This window comes from Nitrospira sp. Kam-Ns4a (assembly GCF_965152595.1).
In genome coordinates this window covers 1,282,917-1,308,106 of the sequence record NZ_OZ224218.1, presented here as the reverse complement: position 1 = coordinate 1,308,106, position 25,190 = coordinate 1,282,917, and the positions used below count along the sequence as shown (strand labels likewise).

26 protein-coding genes and 1 pseudogene are annotated in these 25,190 nt (G+C 68.0%); 23 read left to right on the top strand and 4 right to left on the bottom strand.

Features of this window, described 5'->3' with window-relative positions:
* The first annotated feature begins 40 nt into the window (after positions 1-40).
* From ACWHYQ_RS06505 to ACWHYQ_RS06495, 3 genes are read left to right on the top strand one after another with little or no spacing between them, the layout of a single operon-like run.
* Complete coding sequence (locus ACWHYQ_RS06505; RefSeq protein WP_447974909.1) at positions 41-1,135, top strand: alkaline phosphatase family protein; 1,095 nt, start codon at positions 41-43, stop codon at positions 1,133-1,135.
* Positions 1,116-1,637, top strand: coding sequence for a hypothetical protein (locus ACWHYQ_RS06500; RefSeq protein WP_447974908.1), 522 nt, complete (start codon positions 1,116-1,118; stop codon positions 1,635-1,637). Before ACWHYQ_RS06505 ends, ACWHYQ_RS06500 begins: the two co-directional genes overlap by 20 nt.
* A gap of 3 nt (positions 1,638-1,640) precedes the next feature.
* A complete protein-coding gene (locus tag ACWHYQ_RS06495; protein ID WP_447974907.1) occupies positions 1,641-3,005 on the top strand; it encodes a HEAT repeat domain-containing protein in 1,365 nt (454 codons plus the stop codon).
* 52 nt (positions 3,006-3,057) lie between these two features.
* Here the strand turns inward: ACWHYQ_RS06495 and ACWHYQ_RS06490 are convergent, their stop codons facing one another.
* The gene (locus ACWHYQ_RS06490; RefSeq protein ID WP_447974906.1) at positions 3,058-4,347 is read right to left on the bottom strand and encodes a hypothetical protein; all 1,290 of its coding nucleotides are present in this window, start codon (positions 4,345-4,347) and stop codon (positions 3,058-3,060) included.
* 325 nt (positions 4,348-4,672) lie between these two features.
* Between ACWHYQ_RS06490 and ACWHYQ_RS06485 the strand changes: the two genes are divergently transcribed.
* The 4 genes from ACWHYQ_RS06485 (at position 4,673) to ACWHYQ_RS06470 (ending at position 8,449) form a co-directional block, all read left to right on the top strand.
* Positions 4,673-5,755, top strand: coding sequence for a HEAT repeat domain-containing protein (locus ACWHYQ_RS06485; protein ID WP_447974905.1), 1,083 nt, complete (start codon positions 4,673-4,675; stop codon positions 5,753-5,755).
* Positions 5,756-5,836: 81 nt separating this feature from the next.
* A complete protein-coding gene (locus tag ACWHYQ_RS06480; protein ID WP_447974904.1) occupies positions 5,837-6,952 on the top strand; it encodes a HEAT repeat domain-containing protein in 1,116 nt (371 codons plus the stop codon).
* Positions 6,945-7,730 carry a HEAT repeat domain-containing protein gene (locus ACWHYQ_RS06475; protein ID WP_447974903.1) on the top strand — a complete coding sequence of 262 codons (786 nt, stop codon included), beginning with the start codon at positions 6,945-6,947 and terminating at the stop codon, positions 7,728-7,730. Before ACWHYQ_RS06480 ends, ACWHYQ_RS06475 begins: the two co-directional genes overlap by 8 nt.
* A 47-nt stretch (positions 7,731-7,777) precedes the next feature.
* On the top strand, positions 7,778-8,449 hold the full coding sequence (locus tag ACWHYQ_RS06470; protein ID WP_447974902.1) for a HEAT repeat domain-containing protein: 672 nt from the start codon (positions 7,778-7,780) through the stop codon (positions 8,447-8,449).
* A gap of 104 nt (positions 8,450-8,553) precedes the next feature.
* Here the strand turns inward: ACWHYQ_RS06470 and ACWHYQ_RS06465 are convergent, their stop codons facing one another.
* Positions 8,554-9,867 carry a UDP-glucose dehydrogenase family protein gene (locus tag ACWHYQ_RS06465; protein ID WP_447974901.1) on the bottom strand — a complete coding sequence of 438 codons (1,314 nt, stop codon included), beginning with the start codon at positions 9,865-9,867 and terminating at the stop codon, positions 8,554-8,556.
* 254 nt (positions 9,868-10,121) lie between these two features.
* Between ACWHYQ_RS06465 and ACWHYQ_RS06460 the strand changes: the two genes are divergently transcribed.
* The 3 genes from ACWHYQ_RS06460 (at position 10,122) to ACWHYQ_RS06450 (ending at position 12,824) form a co-directional block, all read left to right on the top strand.
* On the top strand, positions 10,122-10,532 hold the full coding sequence (locus ACWHYQ_RS06460; RefSeq protein WP_447974900.1) for a CBS domain-containing protein: 411 nt from the start codon (positions 10,122-10,124) through the stop codon (positions 10,530-10,532).
* 64 nt (positions 10,533-10,596) lie between these two features.
* Positions 10,597-12,147 carry a fused MFS/spermidine synthase gene (locus tag ACWHYQ_RS06455; RefSeq protein WP_447974899.1) on the top strand — a complete coding sequence of 517 codons (1,551 nt, stop codon included), beginning with the start codon at positions 10,597-10,599 and terminating at the stop codon, positions 12,145-12,147.
* A 197-nt stretch (positions 12,148-12,344) separates the two neighbouring features.
* Complete coding sequence (locus tag ACWHYQ_RS06450; RefSeq protein WP_447974898.1) at positions 12,345-12,824, top strand: hypothetical protein; 480 nt, start codon at positions 12,345-12,347, stop codon at positions 12,822-12,824.
* Positions 12,825-12,912: 88 nt separating this feature from the next.
* Here the strand turns inward: ACWHYQ_RS06450 and ACWHYQ_RS06445 are convergent, their stop codons facing one another.
* Both ACWHYQ_RS06445 and ACWHYQ_RS06440 read right to left on the bottom strand, forming a co-directional pair.
* A complete protein-coding gene (locus ACWHYQ_RS06445) occupies positions 12,913-13,242 on the bottom strand; it encodes a hypothetical protein (RefSeq protein WP_447974897.1) in 330 nt (109 codons plus the stop codon).
* 201 nt (positions 13,243-13,443) lie between these two features.
* Positions 13,444-13,791 carry a 4Fe-4S dicluster domain-containing protein gene (locus ACWHYQ_RS06440; RefSeq protein WP_447974896.1) on the bottom strand — a complete coding sequence of 116 codons (348 nt, stop codon included), beginning with the start codon at positions 13,789-13,791 and terminating at the stop codon, positions 13,444-13,446.
* Between the two features lie 201 nt (positions 13,792-13,992).
* Between ACWHYQ_RS06440 and ACWHYQ_RS06435 the strand changes: the two genes are divergently transcribed.
* From ACWHYQ_RS06435 to pnp, 13 genes and pseudogenes are all read left to right on the top strand, one after another.
* The gene (locus tag ACWHYQ_RS06435; protein WP_447974895.1) at positions 13,993-14,490 is read left to right on the top strand and encodes a DUF192 domain-containing protein; all 498 of its coding nucleotides are present in this window, start codon (positions 13,993-13,995) and stop codon (positions 14,488-14,490) included.
* Between the two features lie 90 nt (positions 14,491-14,580).
* Positions 14,581-14,931, top strand: coding sequence for a Rieske (2Fe-2S) protein (locus ACWHYQ_RS06430; protein WP_447974894.1), 351 nt, complete (start codon positions 14,581-14,583; stop codon positions 14,929-14,931).
* Positions 14,932-14,943: 12 nt separating this feature from the next.
* Positions 14,944-15,303: a protease inhibitor I42 family protein gene (locus ACWHYQ_RS06425; protein WP_447974893.1), complete on the top strand. Its 360-nt coding sequence runs from the start codon at positions 14,944-14,946 to the stop codon at positions 15,301-15,303.
* Positions 15,303-16,142, top strand: coding sequence for a D-amino-acid transaminase (gene dat, locus ACWHYQ_RS06420; RefSeq protein ID WP_447974892.1), 840 nt, complete (start codon positions 15,303-15,305; stop codon positions 16,140-16,142). The genes ACWHYQ_RS06425 and dat overlap by 1 nt, the downstream gene beginning before the upstream one ends.
* A gap of 130 nt (positions 16,143-16,272) precedes the next feature.
* Positions 16,273-16,752 carry a ribosome maturation factor RimP gene (locus tag ACWHYQ_RS06415; protein WP_447974891.1) on the top strand — a complete coding sequence of 160 codons (480 nt, stop codon included), beginning with the start codon at positions 16,273-16,275 and terminating at the stop codon, positions 16,750-16,752.
* A 5-nt stretch (positions 16,753-16,757) separates the two neighbouring features.
* Positions 16,758-17,954 carry a transcription termination factor NusA gene (gene nusA, locus ACWHYQ_RS06410; protein WP_447974890.1) on the top strand — a complete coding sequence of 399 codons (1,197 nt, stop codon included), beginning with the start codon at positions 16,758-16,760 and terminating at the stop codon, positions 17,952-17,954.
* A 31-nt stretch (positions 17,955-17,985) separates the two neighbouring features.
* Positions 17,986-18,066: pseudogene (locus tag ACWHYQ_RS06405) on the top strand (translation initiation factor IF-2 N-terminal domain-containing protein); the annotation flags it as partial.
* 583 nt (positions 18,067-18,649) lie between these two features.
* On the top strand, positions 18,650-20,692 hold the full coding sequence (gene infB / locus ACWHYQ_RS06400) for a translation initiation factor IF-2 (RefSeq protein WP_447974889.1): 2,043 nt from the start codon (positions 18,650-18,652) through the stop codon (positions 20,690-20,692).
* A 39-nt stretch (positions 20,693-20,731) separates the two neighbouring features.
* On the top strand, positions 20,732-21,013 hold the full coding sequence (locus tag ACWHYQ_RS06395; protein WP_447974888.1) for a DUF503 domain-containing protein: 282 nt from the start codon (positions 20,732-20,734) through the stop codon (positions 21,011-21,013).
* A 90-nt stretch (positions 21,014-21,103) separates the two neighbouring features.
* A complete protein-coding gene (gene rbfA, locus ACWHYQ_RS06390) occupies positions 21,104-21,508 on the top strand; it encodes a 30S ribosome-binding factor RbfA (protein ID WP_447974887.1) in 405 nt (134 codons plus the stop codon).
* Positions 21,505-22,524, top strand: a complete 1,020-nt coding sequence (truB, locus tag ACWHYQ_RS06385; protein WP_447974886.1) for a tRNA pseudouridine(55) synthase TruB — start codon at positions 21,505-21,507, stop codon at positions 22,522-22,524. Before rbfA ends, truB begins: the two co-directional genes overlap by 4 nt.
* A gap of 72 nt (positions 22,525-22,596) precedes the next feature.
* Positions 22,597-22,866, top strand: a complete 270-nt coding sequence (rpsO, locus tag ACWHYQ_RS06380; RefSeq protein ID WP_447974885.1) for a 30S ribosomal protein S15 — start codon at positions 22,597-22,599, stop codon at positions 22,864-22,866.
* A 208-nt stretch (positions 22,867-23,074) separates the two neighbouring features.
* Positions 23,075-25,189 (top strand): polyribonucleotide nucleotidyltransferase, encoded by a 2,115-nt coding sequence (gene pnp / locus ACWHYQ_RS06375; protein ID WP_447974884.1) that lies wholly within the window; start codon positions 23,075-23,077, stop codon positions 25,187-25,189.
* Position 25,190: the final 1 nt, after the last annotated feature.

Below are 25,190 nucleotides of genomic sequence, written 5' to 3'. Positions count from 1 at the left end.
GATCTGCGGAATCCACCAGCGAAGAGTCGAGAGGGCCAGCATGTGGATCAAGGGTGGTACCGGAAAGCATCACGGACGCGACGTGCTGGCGCTGGCGGTCGGTCTGCTAGCCCTGGGATTGCCCGGGGCGGGGTTGGCCGCGTCCCCGAAGTCGGCGCCGCCAGCCAAGGCCCAGCCTGCCGCTGAGCCGGTGGAGTACGTCATCCTCCTCGTCTTCGAAGGGGTCGGGGAGGAGGCCCTGAAAAGCGGCGCCATGCCGGTCCTGAACCGCCTGGCCAAGGAAGGCTCGGTGACCTGGTCCGCCGCCGGCGTGACCCCGCCCTTGCGGCTTCCTACCATGGCCTCGATCATCACCGGCCTGCCGGTCGAGAAGCACGGGGTCACGTGGAACACGTTCGAGTTCATTCGGGGGTATCCGCGCCCGCCGACGATGTTCGACTATCTGGACCTGAGCGGTGGGAAGGACAGCGCGATCTTCTACATGGACGAGTCGCTCTACCAGCTCGCCAAGCCGGAGCCCTACACCGATTACCAGATGTGCGGCTCGCTCAAGCCTGAATGCAACACGGGCACGGTGCTGAAGTACATCCGCGAGTACTTCCGCAAGGCGGCGAGCAAGCAGGGGTACGGGCATGCGATCCAGGAGTTGCCCCATCTCCTCGTGGTCCATCTGCCGGAGGCCGCCTGGGTCGGGCAGGCGAATGGCTGGACGTCGCCCGCCTACCGGGAGGCCCTCCGGACGGTGGACCGGGCGGTCCAGTCCATCCTCGATCTGTACAAGGACTTGGGACTGTTGAAACGGACGAACGTGTTTGCGACGGCGCTCAGCGTGCCGGGTTCCGCGTCGGCGGGCGCGAACGGTGCGGGCCAGGCTGGCGGGTCGGCAGGGACGGGTGAGCCGCCGCGGCTGCCCCTCATCGCGTGGGGCGCTGGGATCAAGGCCGGGTATACCATTCGGCAGCCGGTCTCGATCATTGACATCGGCGCGACGGTCATGCGCACCCTCGGCTTGGAGACCCACACGGAATGGGAGAGCCGATCCGTGGAGGAGATTTTCACCGGACCCATGCGGCGGGTGACGACCCCGCCCGAATTTCCGGAATACGACTCGGCCCATGACGGACGTGCGCGGTAGCCGGACTCCACATCCTCGCGGCCTGGCGGGGGGCGACGGGATCAGCCGCGTCGCCGCGGCGGCGCTGGCCGTTGCGATCCTGACGGGATTTGCGGGCGGCGCTGGCGCCGCCGCGCCCGAGTCCCCCTACACCAAACAGTACGAGATCACAGTGGACGCCACCGCGCTCGAGCCACCCACCTGGTGGCATGTGCCAGGGATTACGCCGTTGATCTGGAGCTTGGATCCCGCCAGCACCGAGGCCTACCGGACCACGCAGGTCGTGGCGGTGAAGCTCAAGCCCGGGACCTACCGCTTCGGCACGTTCACGTTCGATTTCCCGTTCACGGTCACGCTGGACGGGGTCTTGGACTTCGCTCCTTCCCTCGACCAGTGCGTCGAGGGCCGCGGCACGCGGACGCTCAAGGTCCGCTGCAGCCGGACCCAGCCCTACAGCGGCGAGCGCGAGTATTGGCGGGAGAATCTCGCTCCCCCATCGAACGGGGGCCAACCCCAGAGGTGACCGATGGCGGACGCGGTGGACGAGTTGCTCGAAGCGTTGGAAGACGTGGACGATGCGACCCGCGAGGAGGCCGCTAAGGCCCTGGCCGACCTCGCTGATCCGGCGACCCTGGAGTCGCTCCTGCGCGCGACCGAAGACGAGTTCTGGTCGGTCCGCTGCCATGTCGCAACGGGCTTGGGGCGGATCGGCGGCCCCAAGGCGGTGGACGCGCTCGTGAAGCTGTTCAACGACCCGATCATGGAGGTCCGGAACGCGGCCGTCGCCGCAGCAGCCGGGTTGGGCTCGGCGGGGCTCGACCGGCTCCTCGTCTGTCTGAAGGACGAGCGCTGGCGGGTGCGCGAACACGCGGCCAAGGCCTGCGGGGAGATCAAGGACGCGCGGGCGGTGGAGGCACTGATCGTCGCCTGCCGGGACCGGGACGGAGCGGTGAAGGCCGCGGCCGCAGAGGCGCTCGGGAAGATCGGCGATGCCAGGGCCGTCCCGGCCTTGGTGAAGCTGTTCCGCGATTCGTCGAAGATCGTGCGCGAGACGGCGGGGACCGCGCTGGTGGCCATCGGCGAGCCGTCTGTGGACGCGCTGATCGAATGCCTGAAGGACAAGGACTTCGTCGTGCGCTGCCACGGGGCGCGTGCGCTCGGCGGCATGACGACCGACTACCAGATCGGGCGGGCCTGGGCGAAGGCGCCGAAGGTCGTGGACGCGCTGATCGGCGCGCTCAAGGATCCCGATCGGGCTGTGCGGGAGGACGCGGCGATCGCGCTCGGGATGATCGGCGACCCACGGGCGGTGGATGCGCTGATCGAGGCGATGAAGGACGGGGCCGTCAAGCGGCACGCGATCGCGTCGCTCGGCATGATCGGGGACGCCCGGGCGCTGCCGGCGGTGCTGGACGCGCTGCGCGGCAAGGGGATCCGCCAGGAGGGCACGCCGACGCCGGGCTGCATCGTGAGCGAGGAGGCCTTCATCAAGGAGGCGGCGGCGACCGCGCTCGGCCATTTCCGCGACCCGCGCGTGATCCCGGATCTCATTATGCTCCTGAAGGACGTGAACCTGCGCGAGCAGGCCGCCGCGTCGCTGGTCCTGATCGGCGACAGCGCGATCGAGCCCCTGGTCGCCTTCCTGCACGACCCGAAGGCCTCGGAAGTGGGAGGCGAGGGGGAGCGCGTGCTCTCGTTCGCGACCAGCCGGCTGAACGCGATCGAGTCGCTGAAGAAGATCACCTACGACACGCTCAAGAAGCTCGGCTGGGAGCCGCCCCCGGAGGAGGAGCAGGAGCTGGAGGCTTCGCGGGCCGACAGCCTCCGGGTGGACAAACCGCTCGGCGAGACAGGGCGGTTTGGGCCCGCTGGGGACCGCCCCGGGACATAAGGCCCCGGCGTCCCCGCCTGCACGGGGACGTCCCTCTCTTGCGCGGCGGCTGTTACTTCCGCACTGCGATCCCGTGCGGATCGGCCGTTTCCTTCCCGTCTTTCTGGTTGCTGAGCCGCGCGACCCCCACGAACGTGCCGCCCTTGCCGCTGTGCTCGACCCGGATGACCCCGACGCCGGGCGTCGAACCCTTGGCATTGTCCACCTTCTTGTCGTTTCCGGTCAGCGGGGTTGGGCCTCGCAGCGTGACGAACACGTAGCTCTGGTCAGGCGCCACGTCCATCAGGTCGGGTGCCGGGTCGTCGCTGAGCGGGCCGGCCAGCTCGATCCCGCCGATGCTCAGGTTCGTGAGGCTGTCAATGATCTCGATATTGTTGCCGGCCCGGTCCGCGCTCCAGACGTACCGGCCCACGGCCGCCATCCCGTGCGAGTCGGCAAACTTGGTGTCGCGCGAGGTGATCAGCCGCGCCTCGACCGACTTGGGGAGGGTCGCAAGGCTGATCGCGTACACGTCGTAGGACAGGGAGGCTGCAGCCGGGAACTTGTCCGCCGGCCAGCCGCCGCCTGAGTTGATATACATCGTGTCGCCCACCTGAACGCCGCCGCACCCCGCCGGGTGCACGTCCACGTTGGTGGCCGTTGCCACGACCTTCATCGGGGTCTCGGTCACGTCCACCACGAATAACCCGCCGCCCCGGAGGGTTACGAACGCGTACTTGCTAGACGACTCTGTGATCGGGCACACCGGCGCCGTGTCCGGCCGCTCGCCGCTCTCCAGCAGCCCCAGCTTGAGCACGTCCTTCTCCGGATCGAAACGGAATGTGTGCGCCGCGTAATCGGTCCAGATCCTGACGAACGTCTTGTCGGCCATGTTCGCGGCGATGACGATCTTCTGGTCCGGGGTGGGCCATGCCGCGTGGACGTTTTTGCCCAGCGAGAGGCAAGCCTCGGGCTTCCGGGTCGCCGCATCCAGGAACAGGACCTGTCCGCTGAGGAACGAGATGATGGCGTGGGACTGGTCCTTCGTAAAGAAGATCATGTGCGGGCGCCGGACCGCCTTCTTCGTCGTGTCCTGACAGAGCTTGTTGACGTCGCCGGCGAGGTCAATCGTTGTCGCCGGCTTGGCTGCCGCGGGGTTCGCGGCGAGTTGGGCACCGTCGTAGATGTGCAGGAAGCCCCCGCTCTCCTTGGCCGTGTCCGACTGATCCAGGGCCCAGACTTCATAGGCCGCCACGGGCGCCGCGGCCAGCGTGTCGAACCACGGGCTGACCGCGCTCACCAGGGCAAGCGCGAAGACGAGTCTGCTCCTGACGGCCTTATCCGACCTGAGTATGCGGTTCATGGGCACCTCCTCCAGCGTGATGAGCGTCGGGTGGGAAAGGACGTATGCGTGCTGAGACGGACGGTTTCATACTTAACACTAGGACCCAGTCCTAGTCAACCGCGAGGGCGCCGCTCCCGGGCGGGGCGCCGCCAGCCCCGCGACCGCCGGGAATCCTGTTGACCCTTGGAAAATGTGTGTGCTAGGGTACCTTTGCCCTTTCTCTCAGCGCGGTTCGGGACGGCGACGAGCGCGCCGGGGGTCGCGTCCGTGCCGCTTCATCAGGTAACCTGAATTTCCGGCCAGCCGACCCGCGCAGGGGTACCAACGACGCGAGCGACGCCGCATGGGCGACCCGGTCCTGGAGAACATTGCCGCCCTCAAGGACGAGGACTGGGGTATCCGCGAGGAAGCCGCGCTCGCGCTGGGTGCCTCCCGCGATCGCCGGGCGGTGGTCCCGCTGCTGGCCATGCTCAAGGATCCCGACCGGGCGGTGCGCGAGGCAGCGATCACGGCGCTGACCGAGATCGGCGAGCCCGCCGTGACGGCGGTCGGGGCCTGCCTGGACGATCCGGACCTGACGGTCCAAGAGTCGGCTGCTTGCATCCTGGCCCGGATCGGGGATGCGCGGGTCTCGGATCGCCTGATGATCGCGCTGGGTAGCGCCGATTGGATCGTGCGGATGCACACGGCGCAAGCCTTGGGGCGGATCGGCGAGCCCCGAGCGGTGCCGCGGCTCCTGCCCTTGCTGAACGACAAGGTGAAGGCCGTGCGGGTGGAGGCCGCCCAGGCGCTCGTCCGGATCGGGCCGCCCGCCGTCGCGCCGCTGCTTGCGGCCTTGACGCACGGGGAATGGTTGGTCCGGCTCCATGCGGTGGAGGCCCTCGGCAAGCTCAAGTCCCCGGAGGCGGTCGAGCCGCTCCTCCGGGTCCTCTTCAACGACCGGGATCCGGCAGTGCGCGAAGACAGCGTTCGCTCCCTCGGCGAGATCGGCGACGTGCGGGCGGTTGAGTTTCTGCTCCTGGTCATGCGCGACCCGGGGCTTCGGGCCCCGGCGGTGGAGGCTCTGGGCAAGATCGGCGACCGCCGGGCGGTGCCCGCGCTCCTGGCCGTCGTCGCCGGGGCGAGCCGGCCGCCGGACAGCCGGCCGATTGACGGGTGCGGCGACCGGTGGGACCAGGAGATGCTCGCCATGGAGGCGGCGGTGAAGGCGCTGGCGCAGATCGGCGACGAGGCAGCCATTCCCACGCTAGTCGCGGCGCTCAAGAACACCTACGTGCGGGCGGAGGCGGCGACGGCTTTGACGGCGTTCGGCGCGCGGGCGGTGCCGGCGCTCGTGGAGGTGCTGCGGACCGAGCAGGACCAGAACATCCTCTACCATGTGAAAGAGGCGCTGGCGCGCCTGGGATGGAGGCCGCATCGAATCTGAATCAGACACGCGCGGCAAGGGGCGAGGCGAGAGGGGATTACTTCTAGCCGCGAGCCTCGTGCCTCTCGCCAAGGTTTCGTTATGCCGAAGGAATCGTTGGAAACCCTGATCGCGGAGCTGGTCCACGAGGAGGACTGGCGCCGGATGCGCGCCACGGCGGCCTGTCTAGCCGGCGGACCCAAGGCCGTGGCGGGGTTGATCCAGGCGCTGGACCGTGGCAGCCCGGCGCTGAAGGTCGAGATCGCCGGCATGCTCGCGCGGATCAAGGATCCGCGCGCCGGGGTGGCGCTGGTCGGCCTCCTGAAGGACGAGGAGCCGGCGGTCCGGAAGGCCGCGGCGGCCGCGCTCGAACAGATGGCCGGGATCCTCGACGACTCCGCGGCCCAGGCCCTGACGCAGATGCTCTGGGAGGCGACGGCGGAGCAACGCCAGCTCGTGACCGGGCTCCTCGGCGTCATGCCGAACGCCATCGGGCCCCTGTGCGCGATGCTCAAGCATCCCGACGTGGGGGCTCGCCTGCTGGCGGCGGAGCTTCTGGAACATCTCCTGGATCCCCGGTCCGTCGACGCGCTGGTGGACGCGATGGGGGACCCGGTGCTCCGCGAGGGCGCGGCCCGCACGCTCAAGAAGCTGGGGGCGATCCGGCAGCGGATCGAGGAGGCCTTCGACGCGCTGCGGAACGTGGAGGACTCCGGTCAGCGGGAGGAGGCCCGGATGGCGACGGTCATTGACCTGCTCGCGATCGGGCGCCCCAGCGTGGAGATCCTGATCGAATTCCTGGAGGACGACGACTGGGTCGTCCGGGAGGCGGCAGCGGATCTGCTCGGGAAGATCGGGGATCTCCGGGCGGTCGAGCCGCTGATGGAGCGGCTCAAGAAAGACAAGGACACCGGGGTGAAAGAGATCGCGCTCAAGTCGCTCGGCTTGATCGGTGACGCCCGGCCGATCCAACTGTATCTGGACGCGATTCCGATCCGGCCCTTGCGGGTCTACGCGATGGAGGCCCTGGCGAAGGTGAAGCAGGTCGAGGTCCTCGCGCCGCATTTGGCGCTGTTCGAGAAGCTGAAGACGGACCGTGACGGCCTCGTGGCCTACAACGCGGGGGTCATCGTGGACAAGCTCAAGGCCCTGGCGATGCAGGCGGAGGAAGCCGCGCAGCAAGCGGGGCAGGTAGCACAGGACGACGGGAATGAGTGAAATGGATCAGGCCCAGCGGGAGCACGGGGATCGGATTGACCAGTTGCTCTCAGCCCTGCGGGACGAGAACGAAGCGTTGCGCGATCACGCCGCGGCCAGCCTCAGCCAGATGGGCCTCGACGCGCTGCCGAAGCTCATCGAGCTGCTCGCGGATGAAGACATGGTCATCCGCGAAGCGGCCGCCGGCGCGCTCGTGCAGATGGGGCCGGTCGCGGTCGAGCCGCTGATTGACGCGCTGGCGGACGACGACTGGGCCGTGCGGGAACAGGCCGCGACCGCTCTGGGCAAGCTCAAGGATCCCCGCGGCGTGGAGCCCTTGATTCAGGCCCTGAAGGACCGGGACGGCGCGGTGCGCTCGGCCGCCGTGTGGGCGCTGGAGCGGATCGGCGACTCCCGGGCGGTGCCCGGGCTGATCGAGGCGCTGAACGACAGCACGCTGCGGGAGGACGCGGCGCGCGTGCTCAAGAAGATCGGGGACGTGCGCGCGGTCGAGGCGCTGATCGAGGGACTGCTCGGCAACAACTGGATGGTGCGCCGGCACGCGGCGGAGGCGCTGGGCAAGATCGGCGACCCGCGCGGGTTCGACGCGCTGGTCGGAGCCCTACAGGACGAGGACTGGCTCGTGCGGCGGAACGCGGCGGAGTCGCTCGCGCGGCTCGGCGACAAGCGGGCCGTCGCGGCGCTCGTCCCCTTGCTCGAGGACGAAAACGAGATGGTCCAGGAGACGGCCGAAGGCGCGCTGGCGAGCCTGGGCTGGAAGCGCGACCCGACATCGTAGGTGTCGCTTCTCCGGATTTTTTCCCTAGTTCTTAACGAGGACGTCGCATGGCGGACGAGGCTCCCATCAAACTGGTCCAGATTGCCCCGAAGGGCGGGGTCAAAAAAGACGGATTCAATCTGGTCACTGAAAAGGTCGTCGCGGTCAATCTCCAAGCCAAGCAGCTCGAGGTGGAGCTGCTGGCCTACGACGGGAAGACCGTGCTGCTGGAGGTCGCCGAGGAGGCCCTGGAGGACCTCCAGAAGGTCAAGCCGGGGGATGGGGCCACGATCCGGGTCGTCGAGGAGGGCGGCAAGCGGGTCGCCAAGCAACTGAAGATCCGGTCCAAGGACCCGAACGTTGCGAAGGCGGACGCGATGCTGTTGGATCTGAAGGATACTCACTGGCTCAACCGGAAGTACGCGGCCGAGCAGTTGGGCGAGCTCAAGGATCCGCGGGCGGTCGGGCCGCTGGTCGAGGCGCTGATGGACGAGGTGGGGGACGTGCGGCAACGGGCCTACGACTCGCTGATCAAGCTCGGCGCCGTCTCCGTGCCGGCGCTGGTCCCGCTGCTCAATTCGGAAGAGGACGAGCTGCGGCAGGCGGCGACCGAGATCATCCGTAAGATCGGCAAGCCCGCCGTCGAGCCGCTGGCTGTCGCACTCGGCGAAGCCGACGACCGCCTGAAGACGAAGATCCTCAAGGTGTTGGACCGGATGGGGTACAAGCCGAAGACGTGACACGTGACAGGGGACGCGCGACAGGGGACCCGGGGCCCGTCACCGGTCCCGCCTCACGCGGCACGGTTCTTCGTCCGGCCTTGGTCCCTGTCACCCTTCACGCATCACTTCTTCTTCGTCGGGCGCCCCACCGCTACGTATCGGAAGCCCCGCGCCGCCATCGCCTCCGGCTCGTAGACGTTGCGTAGGTCCACGAAGATCGGCTGCCGGAGCGCCGCCCGGATCCGATCCAGGTCCAGGTTCCGGAACTGGTTCCACTCGGTCACGAGCACGAGTGCGTCCGCGTCCTGGGCTGCGTCGTAGGCGTCCGCGCAGGGGACCAGGCCGGAGAGCGTGTTCGCGGCTTCATCGAGCGCGGCGGGGTCGTAGGCCTGGAGGCGGGCCCCCTCCTTGAGCAGCCGCTCGGCGATGGCGAGCGCCGGTGCCTCCCGTAGGTCATTCGTGTTCGGCTTGAACGAGAGCCCGAGCAGGCCGATCGTCTTGCCGGCCAGCCCGCCGACCGCCTCGCGGATCTTGTCCACCATCCGCTGCCGCTGCCGCTCGTTGACCCGGGCGACCGCCCGCGGAATCTCCAGCTCGTAGCCGACCTGCTCGCCCATCTGGATGAGCGCGGCGGTGTCTTTTGGGAAACAGGAGCCGCCGAAGCCCGGGCCCGCGTGGAGGAACTTGGACCCGATCCGCTGGTCCAGCCCCATCGCCTTCGCGACCACCTGGACATCGGCGCCGACCAGCTCGCAGAGGTTGGCGATCTCGTTGATGAAGGAGACCTTGGTGGCCAGGAACGCGTTGGAGGCGTACTTGATCATCTCCGCCGTCGGGATGTCGGTGATGACGAAAGGCGTCTCGATCAAGTACAGCGGGCGGTAGAGGTCCCGCATGATCGCAATCGCCTGGGGACTGTCGGCGCCGATGACGACCCGGTTGGGGCGCAGGAAATCCTCGATCGCGGACCCTTCGCGGAGAAACTCCGGGTTGGACACGATGTCGAATCGGCAGGGCTCAAGCTGGCTGGCCTCGATCACGGCGCGCAGCCGCTCCCCGGTCCCAACCGGAACGGTGGACTTGGTCGCGATCACCTTGTACCCGGTCATGTGCCGGCCAATGCCGCGCCCGACCTCCTCAACGTAGGAGAGGTCGGCCGTGCCGTCGCTCCGCGCGGGCGTGCCCACCGCGATAAAGATCACCAGCGCCTGGTCCACGGCCCTGGCGATGTCGGTCGTGAAGCTCAGGCGCCGGTCCCGGAGGCCCTTGGCGACCAGTTCCGTGAGGCCGGGCTCGTAGAACGGCACGTCGCCCTGTGTGAGATTGGTAATCCGGGCCTCGTCCGTGTCCATGCAGGTGACGTTGAGGCCGAACTCGGCAAAGCAGGCTCCGGTGACGAGCCCCACGTACCCGGTTCCGATCACGCTGATGTGCATCGCGGTTCCTCGTGCGCTCGGTTCGTCTAGAGCGAGGGCCGGAGCCACCCGCACACGCTTGGGGAGACTAAGGGGACGCCAGTATAGCAGGCCCTCCCGGGCCTGGCAACCGGCGGGCCCCGCTTCGCACGCGCTCTGTGCTGAATCCCGTGCGGTGGAGCGTCCCGCGCGACCGGTCCGGGCGCCGCTCGATTGACACCTCGGACCTCGTCCAGTACAATTCCGCCGTTCCTGTGCCCGGACAGGAGGGGCCCATGGTCCAGCAGAGCGGCGTCCTGTTGCGGCCCCTGGCCGTGATGATGAGCCGGGACATCAAGAGCGTCGGACCCGACGCCACCCTCCGGGAGGCCGCGCGCCTGATGCAGGAGGTCCGCGTGGGCGCGTTGCTCGTCAACGACCAGGGGGCCTACGTGGGGATTGTGAGCGAGACCGATCTGGTCCGCAAGGGCATGGCGGCGGGGCTCGACCCCGCCGTGGAGCGGGTCCGGGCCGTCATGAGCGCCCCGCTCATCACGATCGAGATTGACCGGTCGGCTCACGAAGCGAGCGACCTGATGGCGGAAAAGGGGATCCGGCATCTCGCCGTCACGCAGGACGGCCAGCTCGTCGGCGTCATCTCCGTCCGCGACCTCCTGCGCTACTTCAAGAACTGGGGCACCCTCTGAGCCCCTCACGGAGTTCGATGCGAGTTCCGCCGACCGTTGGTCCTGCCCCTGGGTCTGCCTGCGCATGACCGCTCCCTCCTGCATCGTGAACGGGTACCGCCTCTGGCTGTTCGCCACGGCCTTCATCACCGGGGCCGTGGTGATGGCCTTGGAGATTCTCGGCAGCCGGATCCTCGCGCCGGTCTTCGGCAACTCCCTGTTCGTGTGGGGCGCGCTGATCGGCGTCATCCTCGCCGCCATGAGCAGTGGGTACGCGGTGGGCGGCTGGCTCGCGGACCGGCATCCCGGCGGAGCCGTGCTCGTCGGCCTGCTCCTCGGCTCGGGCGCCTGGACGTTTCTGCTCGCGGGCGTGGGCCAGCCGGTCATGTTTAAGGTGTCCGCCTGGGTGCAGGATCCTCGCTGGGGGCCTTGCCTGGCCGCCACCGTGCTGCTCGCTCCGCCGGCCTTCGGCCTGAGCGGCGCCCTGCCCGCCTTGCTGCGCCTGTCCATTGCGGACATGGGGCATCTGGGGCGACACACCGGCTGGATGATCGCGGTCTCGACGCTGGGTAGCCTGGTCGGCACTTGGGGCACGGCCTTCTTCCTGCTCACCTGGCTCGGCAGCATGGCGCTGATCGCGGCGCTGGGGACGGTCCAGGTGCTCCTCGGCCTCGGTTGGTGGGCCTTGGCGGCCTTTCGGGTACGGGCAGCCGCCCCGGTCGTGGGGGGCCTCGGGTTGCTGGGCTGGCTCGCGCTTCACCCCGTGCTCGTGCTCCCCGCCCCGCTCTACCAGGAAGACAGCCCGTACCAGCAGATCCGCGTTCGCGAGGACGATCTGCTCCGGTACCTCATCCTGGACCGGACCTTCCATGCCGTCATGTGGCGGGTGGAGCCGGTGGAGCTGTTCCTGCCGTACAGCCAGATGATGATGGTGGCCTTGGCCCTGCCGCCGCATCCGGAACGCGGCCTGATCCTGGGCCACGGCGGCGGCTCGCTCGCGAAATGGCTCGCCCGCTACTGGCCCGAGCTGGAACTGGACGCTGTGGAAGTGGACCCGTCGGTGGTGAAGGCGGCCCAGGTGTACTTCGGGTACACCCCGCCCTCGAACCATCACGTGCACGTCAAGGACGCGCGCCTGTTCCTCCGCGGCACGCCGCGCCAGTATGACGTGATCTGGGTGGATGTGTTCGCCCGCCATCTGATTCCCTTCCACGTGACCACGCAGGAGTTCTTTCAGGAGCTGCGGGCGCACCTCAAGCCGGCCGGCGTCTTGGCGGTGAACCTCTCCTCCTCCGGCGACGGCCCCGATCGGCAACGGGCGCAGGCGGTGGTGGCAACGCTCCGCTCCGTGTTCCCCGAGTTTGAGTCCTTCGGCGTGAAGGGACCCTGGCAAAGCAAGCAGCCGGAGGCGGAAAACATCATCTTCCTGGCTGGCGAGCGAGTTGCCCTGATCCGCCGCCCCGACTTCCCAGAGAAGATCCGGGCGCTGGTCGAGCAACGGCGCATGCCGGTCGAGACCCTCGCCCTGCTCGCGACGCGACGGGCGACGGACTGGCCGCCGGGGGTCGTCCTGACGGACGACTATGCCCCGTTTGATCTGCTGATCGGGCGCGGCGCGTCAGGCCTGCCGGACTGAGTTTTTGTCAGGAAATCCGTGGGCTACAAGACAAGGCGGGGTGCCGCCGTGGAGGCGAAGAACGTCCTTGCTTCCGGGGGAGGCCTATGCTATAAGGGGCGGCAGTCTAAGGCGAACCTGGAGGGTTGTGGGGCGCACTGGCTCAGGATTCCTCTTTCAACCTAATCCACTCTTTATTCTTCCAAGGGAGGTAGGCCATGGGTAAGATGCTGCTGGCGATGTTCTTCGGCCTTGTCTTGGTCGGGGGCGGAGCATCGGTTTCGCTCGCTCACCACGCCGGAGGAGTCGAGGTCGGCGACCTTGAGACCGGCTCTGTGGTGGGACAGCCGTTCAAGGAACTGGTGGTGGACCAGGAACTCTATGCCATCGAGATCGGGAACACCAAGGTGTGGTATCCGCCGGCCGTGATCATTGACTTCAAGGCGCGGCCTGGCCGGCCAGTCGTGTTTAAGGTGACGAACAACTCGTCGCAGGAGCACGGGTTCCTGATGACTGCGGATGAGTCCTTCGGCGCGCCCAGCGTGCTGAGAGCGCAACTGGTGTTGAAGCCCGGGGAGACGAAGTACATCGGCATTCCGACGAGCGACCTCTTCTATGCGACCCAGGGCGTGACGCTGGTGTACAAGTGCCACCTGCATCCGGCGCACGTCGGCGGGAAGTTCCTGATGATCAAGTAGGGGGACGAGTCGGCGAGTATTCAGGCGGGACTCCCAGGCGACGCCCCGCCCGCCGTCAGTCGGCGGGCGGGGCGTTGTTTTTCGCCGGTCAGGCCTTCTCAGGCTTGCACTCCGGAGCGGCGTCCAGCGGGATGTTCTGCGCTGCCGCCAGCTTTCCGGCGACGATGAGCAGGAGGAACCGGCTTTCCGACGGCGCGCGATCTCCCGTGGGAGTGACGACGGTCTGCAGATCCACGACCAGCTCGTCTTCGGTCTCCCACTCGGTGCCGTTCACGATCCAAAAATAGCTCCGGGCTCCGGGAAACTGCTTGGCTATGAACCCCTCGATGGCGCTCGAAATGTCGTCGGTCGCGCCGGCCGGCGCCGCGAGGGTCAGACTGATGGAGAACAACAGGGGAACCGCCCATCGTGTGCGCATCGCCCGGACCTCCGGTCGAAAACGTTGGAACCTTGCAGCGCCCAGCCAGCCCCGGAAGGGCGGCCTGTCACCATTCTATCAGTGAGCGGCGGCGCAGGCCAGGGCACACAACGAAGCCCCACCCGGCGACGGGTGGGGCTTCCTCGGCGCGCAACTCCGATGAGTCGGAAGGCGATCGGAAGCGATTAGGGAGAAGCCAGGTTAGTTTCTCACCCCGCTCCAGACCTTGGTGTCGTCAATCTGCTTGTCTGGATTCAGCTTCCGGGCCTTTTCGAGCAGGACGTCCGTGCTCTCCGGGTAAGCCGGGTCAGGGACGCAGCAATTGTCCACCGGACAGACCGCGGCGCACTGCGGCTCGTCGAAGTGCCCCACGCATTCCGTGCAACGATCGTGCGTGATGACATAGATGCTGTCCCCTTCGCCTTGGCCCTCGCTTACGTGATAGCCTTTGGACTCCGCGTCGCTCCGCGTTTCGAAGATGGCCTCGTTGGGACACTCCGGCAAGCAGGCTCCGCAAGAGATGCATTCAGCCGTGATTAACAGCGCCATAACCCACGCCTCCTTCGGGGATCCACCAGTGCGTCCGTATTGACAACCGTCGCGATCCTGACCATATTCTCGAAGAACCTCCGGTCATTGTAGGCCGGCCGTTCTCGTCAAGTCAATGACGAAAAGGGCGAGCAGAAGACCTATCCTGTTGATCTGTTTGGGCCGATGGGCCTAGGAGCCTGGGAGCGAAAGGAGAGCGCCATGCCTGGAATCCTCGAACCGGCAGGCGGGCCGCCGAAGCGGAGCCGTGTGTTCGTGCTCATTATCCTAGCCCTGGTGCTCCTGACGGGCAGCTTCTTCCTCACCAACCGGAAGGATACGGATACGATCATCGTGACCTTCCCGAGTGGGACCGAGATCGAGGCTGAGGTCGCCGACACGCCGGAAAAGCTGCTGTTTGGGCTGGCGTTCCGGGACGGATTGCCACCGAATGGCGGGATGCTGTATATCTTCGAGACCTCCGATCGGCATCGGCTCAGGACGAAGGGGTTCAGGATTTCGGTTGACATGATCTGGGTGGACGAGAGCCGGCACATCGTGCATCTCGTCGAGCACGCCGATCCCTGCCCGCAGGACCCCTGCCCCCAGTACGGCCCTCCGCCCGAGAATGCCCGATACGTGATCCAGACGGCTGCGGGGTTCATCAAGCGGGAAGGGTTGGCGCCGGGCCGCGAGCTGAAGTTCACGCTGCGTCTATAGAGACAACGATCGGCCAGCCGTCAGCTCTCAGCCTCAGATCGGACCAAGCTGAGAGTCGAATGCCGAGGGCTGCCTACCGGAGACGAACGCATGGAGGGGTTTACGCCGGTGGCGAAGGTGGACGAGGTGCCACCGGGCCAGTCACGCATCTACCAGGTGAACGGGAAGGCGCTCGCCCTGTTCAACGTGAACGGGGTCTTCTACGCCATCTCTAATCTTTGCCCGCACGAGGGGGGGCCGCTCGGCGAGGGGCGGCTGAAGGGCTACATCGTGTCCTGCCCCTGGCACGATCTGGCCTTCGACGTTCGCACGGGTCAGGCCACCGACGGCGGCGGGTCCTGCGTCGGGAGCTACGAGGTACTGGTGAAGGATGAGCAGGTGTATGTCGGATCGCGGCGCAAGGGCGAACGCGCTTTGGGGCCTTGCCGCCAGCGGCGTTGAGAGGCCGGGCCCGTGAACGCGTCGGCGACACCGGAGGGGGCCCATGGCGACCTGAATCGGGCGGCCAAGCCGATCTCGACGGTGGCGGGAGCCAGCTTCCTCGTGCACCTCTGGGAGGACCGCACGCGCGGGGAGCTGTGGGTGCCGACTTACGATCCGGCCGCGCTGGCCCTGGTCAACGACGAGTTTCTGCGGATCGCCAGCAACAACGCGGTGGACACGGGGCGCCGGACCTTCGAATTCCGGGCGATCGTGCCCGGCACCCACCGGCTTCTGTTCGAGAAGCGCATGGGCTGGAAGTTCACGGCTGAGGATCGGCGGGTGTTCCTGGTGGAGGTGGCCGACGGGGCGGGGCCGGAGGGACACCGCTAATGCCGGACGTCGGGTTCGTCAACGGGTGGTTTGGGCCGCTCGAGACCACCCTGGTCCCAGTCGAGGACCGCGGCTTCCAGTTCGGCGACGGCGTCTACGAGGTCATCCGGACCTATCGGGGCGTCCCCTTCCGGCTGGATGAGCACCTCGCCAGGCTGGAGCGGAGCGCCCAGGCCATTCGGCTGGCGATGCCTTACGCGCTCCAGGCCTGGCGCGACTATGTGAGCGAGGGGATTCGCCGGTGTGGGGCGCCGGAATGCAAGGTCTATATTCAGCTCACCAGAGGCGTTGCGCCGCGCGAGCATCACTTTCCGGAGCCGGGGCATCCGACCGTTGTCATGACCGTCCGTCCGCTGCGGCCGCTGGACCCTACGCTGCAGGCCGAGGGCGTCGCGGCCGTGACCACGGAGGACCTGCGCTGGGGACGATGCGACATCAAGACCATTAACCTCCTGCCGAACGTGCTGGCCCGCCAACTCGCCAGGGACCGGGGCGTCTTCGAGGCCATCCTGGTGCGGGACGGGCGGGTGACCGAAGGCGCCGTGAGCAACGTCATGGCGGTCCGTGGGGGCGTGCTCGTGACGGCGCCAGAAGGTCCAGGCATCCTGTCCGGGGTCACCCGCGCGCTCGTACTGGATCTGGCCCGATCGGCGGGCGTCCCGGTCGAGGAACGCAGTGTGCCGCTCGCGGAGCTCTACGACGCGGACGAGATCCTCCTGACTGGAACGACCATCGAGATCATGCCGGTCGTGCGGGTGGATGGGCGTGCCGTCGGCAAGGGCGTGCCGGGCGACGTCGTCCGGCTGCTGAGCGCGCGCTTTCGGAGCCTGGTGGGGTAGCATTCTTCTTGCGTTCGCCCGGGCAGGAATGGTAGGCTAGGCTGATTGAAGTGGGCGCCGGCCCACTTTTTTGTTTGTGCGCGGAATTGGAGGGGGCCTCCCGCGCCGGGGAGCCCGGTCTCCGCGGAGCATGCAGCGGGATTCCCAGCAACTGGCGGAACGTGTCCAGGCCATCGCCGCGCCGATCGTCCGTGCCCTGAACTTGGAGCTGGTCGCGGTGGAGTGCACCGGGCAGGGTGCCCGGACGCTGTTGCGGGTGTTCATTGACAAGCCGGGCGGCGTCAGCCTGAGCGACTGCGAGCAGGTGCATTTGTCCCTCGGGCACGCGCTGGACGTGGAGGATCCCGTCCCCCACGCCTATACGCTTGAGGTGTCCTCGCCAGGCTTGGACCGGCCTCTTAAGCGGCCAGCGGATTACCGGCGAGCGCTGGGGAAACGGGTCAACCTCAAGCTCCGCCAGCCCTGCGAGGGGCAGTGGCGGCTCGTCGGGATGCTCCAGGACGTCGGCGAGCGGGGTGTGATTCTCGTGGTTGGCCGGCCGGACGAGGGGCGGCCGGTGCTCCTAGAGTGGGAGGCGATCGCAGAGGCCAGGCTCGAGGTGGAGTTCTAAGCGCTATGAACCGGGAACTGATTGCGGTCATTGACCAAATCGGGCGCGAGAAAGGGATCGACAAGGCCAAGGTCATCGGGGCCGTGGAGGCGGCGCTGCAAACGGCGGCGAAAAAGCGCTTCGGCCAGGGCGAGAACATCCAGGTCCAGATCGATCCAAAGACCGGGGAGATCTCCGTGGTGTCGCTGAAGACGATCGTGGACACGGTGACGAACCCCAAGTGCGAGATCTCGCTGCAGGAGGCGCGCCGGGTGGATGCCGAGGCGGAGATCGGCGACGAGATCGGATCCGTGATCGAGATGGAGGAGCTCGGGCGGATCGCCGCCCAGACGGCCAAGCAGGTCATCTGCCAGAAGGTGCGGGAGGCCGAATGGGAGGCGGTCCAGAAGGAGTACGCGACGCGCCAGGGCGAGCTGGTGAACGGGATCATCCTGGGCCAGGAGCGACGCAACTACCTCGTGGACCTCGGCAAGACGGAAGCCATCCTGCCGGTCCAGGAGCAGATTCCGCGCGAATCCTACCGGCGCGGCGACCGGATCAAGGCCTACTTGCTCGAGGTCCGGCGGACCCCCAAGGACGTGCAGGTCATCCTCTCGCGCACGCACCCGCAGTTCGTGAGCAAGCTGTTCGAGCTGGAAGTGCCGGAGGTGGCGGAGAAGATCGTCGAGATCAAGGGCATCGTCCGCGAGCCGGGCGACCGGACGAAGATCGCGGTCGCGTCGCGGGACAAGGCGGTGGATCCGGTCGGGGCCTGCGTCGGGATCAAGGGGTCGCGCGTGCAGGCGGTCGTCCGGGAACTGCGCGGCGAGAAGATTGATATCATCGCCTGGACCACGGATCCGCGGGTCTTCATCGCTGAGGCCCTGAACCCGGCGACGATCGAGAAGGTCGGCATTGACGAGGAGAAAAAATCCGCCCTGGTTGTGGTCGCGGACTCGCAGCTCTCGCTGGCGATCGGGAAGAACGGCCAGAACGTGCGCCTGGCCGCCAAGCTGACCGGGTGGAAGATTGACATCATCAGCGCCTCCGAGTACGAGAAGGAGAAGGTGGAACGGGACCGCGAGATCAAGGCCGCCCTCGCCGAGGAGGCGCAGGCACAGCGGGAGGAAGAAGAGGCGCGCGCGCAACGGAGCGCGGCGCTCGCCGCGGAGGCCCAGGCGGCCAGTCCGCTGCCGGAGACCGAGCCCCAGTCGGCGTCCTGACCGCCGGGACGGTCGCGCAGGATGAACAGGTATGAGAGTGTACGAGTTGGCGAAGAAGCTTGGAGTGGGGAACCGTGAGCTGATCCCCGAGCTGAAACGGATGGGCATCGCGGTGGCCTCGCACAGCAGCACGCTGGATGCCGCGACCGTGGAGCGGGTGCTGGCCCAACTTGCGCCCAAGGTCGGGGCCGCCGCGGTGGGCGAAGCCGGCACGCGCGTGGAGGGGCCGAAGGAGGGCCCGACGCGCAAGGCGGGTTCCCTCGCCCGCGAGGCCAAGGCGGCCGGCCGCGACGGCGCCAAGGCCGGCGGGGCGAAGCCCGCGGCGGCCGCGGTGGTGGAGGAGCCGCCGAAGCCGGACAAGAAGCGGATCCTCATCAAGCGCAAGAAGACGGAGGGAGAGGTCGCCGCCGAGGTGGCCGCGCGCACGGGGTCGCCCACAGGGACCGCGCCGCCGCCCCACGTGGCGATGCAGGAGAGCGCGGCGACCCTGGCTGTTGCGGGCGCGCCAACGGGCCTGGAGCCGGCGGCCCGCAGCCCGGTCCTTCTGCCGGAACCGGTCGCTGCGGAGGCCGCCACGGGCGAGCGAAGGGCTTGTGCCCGAGGCGCCGCCGCTGGCCGCCGGCGCCCGCGAGCCCGGGCTTGTGGCGGCGAGCCAGCCGGCCGCCAGGGGCGCGGCGGGGGCGGGAGCCCCTGCGTTGGGCGCGGCGGTGGAGACGGAGGCGCGGCGCCTCGAGCGCGAAGAGAAAGAGAAGCGGAAAGCGATCCCGCCGGTCGTACCCGTGGAAGAGCCCGCGGCCCTGAAGGACAAGCTGAAGAAGGTCCGGAAGCCCGGCCGCACACGCGATGAGGAAGAAGTCAAGTTCAGAGAGGATGCTGCCCGCTGGCAGGATCTCCGTGCAATCCCGGTGCACCGTCGGGACGACCGCACCCGCCACGCCCCGCCGGCCTCTCCCGCCGAGATCACGAAGCCGCGCAAGAAAGTGATCAAGCTCACGCCCGGCATCACGGTCAAGGAGTTCGCCGAGCTGGTCGGCCAGCGGCCGGCCGACATTATCCGCAAGCTGATGGAGATGGGCCAACTCCTCACACTGAACCAGCCCATGAACATGGAGGCGGGCCAGCTCATCGCCGAAGGGTTGGGGCTCAAGGCCGAGGTCGCCGTCGAGAAAGAAGGCGAGGAGCTCCTGGAGGAGGCGGCCGAGTGGGCGGGGGAGGAGCGGTTGGAACCACGGCCTCCGGTGGTCACCATCATGGGCCACGTGGATCACGGCAAGACCTCCCTGCTCGACGCGATCCGGCAGACGAAGGTGACCGAGCAGGAGGCGGGCGGGATCACCCAGCACATCGGCGCGTACACGATCCAGGTGCACGGGAAACACATCACGTTCCTGGATACGCCGGGCCACGAGGCGTTCACGGCCATGCGGGCGCGCGGCGCAAAGATCACCGACATCGTCGTGCTGGTGGTCGCGGCTGACGACGGCGTGATGCCGCAGACCGTGGAAGCGATCAATCACGCGACGGCGGCGAACGTGCCGATCATCGTCGCGATCAACAAGATTGACAAGCCCGGGGCGAACCCCGAGCGGGTGAAGCACGCGCTGGCCGAGCACAACCTGATCCCAGAATCCTGGGGCGGGCAGACCATCTTCGTCGAGGTCTCGGCCAAGCAGAAGCTGGGGCTGGACACGCTGCTGGAGATGATCCTGCTCCAGGCCGAGGTCCTGGAGCTGAAGGCCGATCCGCACCGGCCGGCCAAGGGCGTGGTGGTCGAGGCGAAGCTCGATCGCGGGCGCGGCCCGGTCGCGACCGTGTTGGTCCAGTCGGGCACCCTCCGGATCGGCGACGTGTTCGTCGTCGGGACGCACAGCGGGCGCGTGCGCGCGCTGATCACGGACACCGGGCAGAAGGTCTCGGAGGCGGGCCCCTCGATGCCGGTCGAGGTCATCGGGCTGCCGGGCGTGCCGGCCGCGGGAGACCAGTTCGTCGTCGTCCAGGACGAGCGCGTCGCGCGCGAGATCGCCGAGGCGCGGGCCCGGAAGCAGCGGCTGGCGGAGCTCGCTGCCGGCAAGGCGCGCGTGACGCTGGACGACCTCTACTCGCGGATCAAGGAAGGCGAGGTCAAGGAGCTGCCGCTGGTGATCAAGGCGGATGTCCAGGGCTCGGCGGAGGCGCTCTCCGAGGCGGTCGAGAAACTCTCCGCGACGGCCGTGAAGCTCCGCGTGATCCACAGCGGGGTCGGCAACGTGACCGAGACCGACGTGCTCCTGGCCTCCGCCTCGCGCGCCATCATCATCGGATTCAACATCCGACCCGAGCCGAAGACCATGGCGCTGGCCGAGCGCGAGGGCGTGGACATCCGTCTGTATACGGTCATCTACGACGCGATCGCCGACATCAAGGCCGCCATGGAAGGGCTCCTCGAGCCCACGTTCAAGGAGCGGGTGCTGGGTCGCGCCGAGGTGCGCCAGGTCTTCAACATCCCTAAGGTCGGCGTGGTCGGGGGCTGCTACGTCACCGACGGCACCATCTCGCGCGCCAGCTCGGGGGTGCGGGTCATCCGGGACCATGCGGTCATCTACGAAGGCAGGCTGGGCTCGCTGCGTCGCTTCAAGGACGACGTCCGGGAAGTCCAGCAGGGCTACGAATGCGGAATCGGCGTCGAGAACTTCGGCGATCTCAAGCCGGGGGACGTCCTCGAGGTGTTCGTCCTCGACAAGGTGGCGGCCAAGCTCTGAACCGACTTCCCAGGCCTTCCCATCCACGCGGCCGCGGTCATGATCGTCGGACTCTGTACGGTGGAGCTGTTCATCCCGGGCAGCGGCTCCCTGAAGGCGAAGCGCCAGGTCCTGGTGAGCCTGAAGGATCGGCTGCGGGGCAAGTTCAACGTGTCGGTGGCGGAAGTGGGCGAGCAGGACCTGTGGCAGAAAGCTGTGCTCGGGATCGCCTGCGTCGCGAACGAGCGTGCGCACGTGAATCAGGTGCTGGACCAGGCGGTCAACGTCATCCGCGCCCTGCCCGCAGTCGAGCTCGTGCAGGTCCAGATCGAGCTGCTCTGATTGAGCGAATAGCCCATAGCGAACAGCGAGCGGCGAACAGTCAGAGGATCCGATCTGTGGGCTGTTGGCCGCTTGCCGCTGGCTTTCGAGATGGCGAAGACGGGCTACAAGCGGGCGACGCGCGTCGCCGATCAAGTCCGGATCGAGATCGCGGACATCCTCATGCGGAAGTCGAAGGATCCGCGGCTGGGATTCCTCACCGTCACCGACGTCGTGCTGACCGACGACCTGCGGATCGCCCGGGTCTACATCACGACCCTCCAGGAGGGGCCGGAGGCCGCGCAGACCTTCGCCCGGCTGGAGCGGGCGAAGGGGTTCATCCGGAGCGAGCTGGGCCGCCGGCTCAAGCTGCGGTATACGCCGGAGCTGACCTTCTACCAAGACACGAGCGGGGCCCGCGCCGACCGCGTGCTCGCGCTGATCGAGAGCGTGCGCCCCGCGGATGAGTCGGAAGGGCCGGCACCATCCACGGACGCGGCGGAGGCGGCCGGGTGAGCAGGAGCACGGGGCTCGCCACGGGCGAGAACGACACGGTGGACACTGGCCTCGGCGACGGTGTGCTCAACGTCAACAAGGCGGCGGGCTGGACCTCCCACGACGTCGTCGCCAAGCTCCGGCGCCTGCTCGGCTGCTCCCGGATCGGCCACGCGGGCACCTTGGATCCCGCGGCCACCGGGGTGCTGCCGATTCTGACGGGGCGGGCGACCCGCATCGCCGAGTTTCTCCTCGACTGGGACAAGGAGTACTGGGCCGTCCTGCGCCTCGGCGAGACCACGGACACGCAGGACGCCACGGGCACGGTCCTGGCCCGGCGTCCCACCGACGGCCTCGACGAAGCGGCGATCCGGGCGGCCGTCGCCCGGTTCCAGGGGCGGATCTCGCAGGTACCGCCGATGTATTCGGCGGTCAAGGTCGGCGGAGTGCCCCTCTACAAGGCCGCCCGGGCCGGGCGCATCGTGGCGCGCGGCGCCCGCGAGGTGACCGTGCATGAGATCGCGGTGCAGGCCGTGCACGGCCGCGACGTCTCGCTCCGGGTCGTCTGCTCGAAGGGGACCTATGTGAGAACCCTGTGTGCCGACATCGGCGCGGCGCTGGGGGTCGGCGGGCATCTGCTGACGTTGCAGCGGAGCCGGGTGGGGCCGCTGACGATCGAGCGCGCGCTGAGCCTGGAGGAGGTGGGTGCGCGGGCGTCGGCCGGCCGGTTGGCGGAGGACTTGTTGTCGCTCGATGCTGCGCTGGGGGCGCTCCCGGCCCTGGAGATCGAGGCGGCGGCGGCGCGACGAGCGCGGCACGGGGTGCCGATCCCGGCGCAGGCGGTGACGCGGCTGGCGGCGGGGGCGTCGGAAGGCTTGCGCGGCGGTCAGCCGGTCCGCCTCAAGGATCCGGCCGGCGGGCTGCTCGGCATCGGGCTGGTCCCGGAAGGCGGGCTGATCCCGGGTGGCGCGGCGCCCGGCCCGAGCGCCAGGGGGGACCGGGTGGTGCCGGTTCTCAAGGTGTTGGCGCCCGCGTAGGGGAGACGAGTCGGCGCGAGGAGTCGGGAGCGGGGCAGCACAAGGAGCAAGGAAAGGAGGGAGGACGGAACGATGGCGTTGGCGAAGGAAGCGAAGGCGGAGGTGATCCAACAGTACCGGCGGCACGAAGCCGATTCGGGCTCGCCGGAGGTGCAGATCGCGATCCTGACGAACCGGATCGCCTATCTGACCGAGCATTTCAAGCTGCACAGGAAGGACCATCACTCCCGGCGGGGGCTCCTGCAATTGGTCAGTCGCCGCCGTCGGTTGCTCGACTACCTCCGCCGCATTGACGAGGCGCGGTATCGCGCGGTGCTCGAGCGATTGGGGATCCGGAAATAACCGACCGCCCGCGCGCCGTCCTGACCGGGAGGCACGCGCGGGGGCTGTCGCCCACAGGTGAACACGGACATGCGCTGAAACAGGGCAACCAGCAAGTCGCCAATGGCTTGCAGCGGACTGTTGGCTGTTCGCTGTTGGCGCCGAGCGATTTGTTTGAGCGCATCTCTGTGGGCATCTGTGGGGGCAGGGAGAAGAGGAGATTCGAAGGATGGTGCACGTCGTAGAAATGGAGGTCGCCGGCCGGAAGCTGCGGCTGGAAACGGGGCGGGTGGCCAAGCAGGCGGACGGCGCGGTGCTGGCGTCCTATGCGGACACGGTCGTGCTGGCCACCGCGGTGGCCTCGCAGACGGTCAAGCCCGGCGTGGATTTTCTCCCCCTCACCGTGGATTACCAGGAGAAGGCCTATGCGGCCGGGAAGATTCCCGGCGGCTACTTCAAGCGCGAGGGCCGGCCCTCGGAGAAGGAAGTCCTGACCAGCCGGCTGATCGACCGTCCGATGCGGCCGCTCTTCCCGGACGGCTACTACTTTGAGACCCAGGTCATCGTGTCGGTGCTCTCGGCGGACGAGACCGGCTCCTCGGACGTGCTGGGGATTACGGCAGCCGCCGCCGCGCTCGCGATCTCGCCCATTCCGTTCGGCGGGCCGGTCGCCGGCGTCCGGGTCGGCCGGGTGGACGGGCAGTTCGTGATCAACCCGGACCTGGACACGCTGGAGAAGAGCGATCTCAATCTGGTCGTGGCGGGCACCGCCGACGCCGTCATGATGGTCGAGGGCGGCGCCAGCGAGCTGCCGGAGTCCGTCATGATTGACGCGATCGAGGTCGCGCACGCAGAGATCCGCCAGATTGTGGCCAAGATCCAGGAGCTGCAGACGCTCGCCGGACGGCCCAAGCGGGCCGTCAAGGCGGAGCAGATTGATCCGGCGCTTGTGGACGCGGTGCGTCAGCTCGTGGCCGAGCCGATCCGCGAGGCGATCCTGATCCCGAACAAGACGGCGCGGCAGGAGCGGCTGGATCAGGTCCTCCAGGAGGCGATCGAGAAGCTGCGGACGGACGACCCCAACCGGGAGCGCCACGTCAAGCTGGTGTTCCACTCGCTCGAGTACAGCGAGGTCCGCAACATGATCCTGGAGGGGAAGGTGCGGGCCGACGGCCGCGGGCCGACCGACATCCGGCCGGTGACCTGCGAGGTCGGCGTGCTGCCTCGGACGCACGGCTCGGCGCTGTTCACCCGCGGCGAAACCCAGAGCCTGGCGGTCGTGACCCTCGGGACCACGGAGGACGAGCAGCGGATTGACGCGTTGGAGGGCGAGTACTATCGCACGTTCATGCTGCACTACAACTTCCCGCCGTTCAGCGTGGGCGAGGCACGTCCGCTGCGCTCGCCGGGCCGCCGCGAGGTCGGGCACGGTGCGCTGGCGGAGCGCGCGCTCAAGCCGGTCGTGCCCAGCAAAGAGGTCTTTCCGTACACGCTCCGGTTGGTCTCCGATATCCTGGAGTCCAACGGATCGTCCTCGATGGCGACGGTCTGCGGCGGGACGCTGGCCCTGATGGATGCGGGCGTCCCGATCAAGGAGCCGGTGGCTGGCATCGCGATGGGGCTCATCAAGGAAGGGGACCGGGTCGTGGTGCTGTCGGACATCCTGGGGCTGGAGGACCACCTGGGCGACATGGACTTCAAGGTCACGGGGACCCGGAACGGGGTCACGGCCTTGCAGATGGACATCAAGATCGCCGGCATCACGCCCGGGCTCATGCGCCAGGCGCTCGAGCAGGCCCGGGTCGGCCGCCTGTACATCCTGGACCGGATGCTCGAGGCCCTCTCGGCGCCTCGCCCGAACCTCTCCCCGTTCGCCCCACGGATCTTCACGATGAAGATCAAACAGGACAAGATCCGCGATGTGATCGGGCCCGGCGGCAAGATGATCCGGAGCATCATCGCGGAGTGCGGGGTCAAGATTGATGTGGAGGATTCCGGAGTCATCTCGATCGCGGCCGTGGACGAGGCATCGGCCAAGAAGGCCATCGAGCGGATCAACCGCCTGACCGAGGAAGTCGAGGTCGGGAAGATCTATCTCGGCACGGTCAAGAAGATCATGGACTTCGGGGCCTTCGTGGAGATCCTGCCCAACGTGGACGGCCTGGTCCACATCTCCCAGCTCGCCCACCACCGCGTCAAGAGCGTGGCGGACGAGGTGGCCGAAGGCGACCAGGTCATGGTCAAGGTGCTTGAGATCGATAAGCAGGGCAAAATCCGCCTGAGCCGCAAGGAGGCCATGGCCCCGCCGCCGGCCTCCGGAAAGAAAGAGCCCGCCGCGGGCTAGC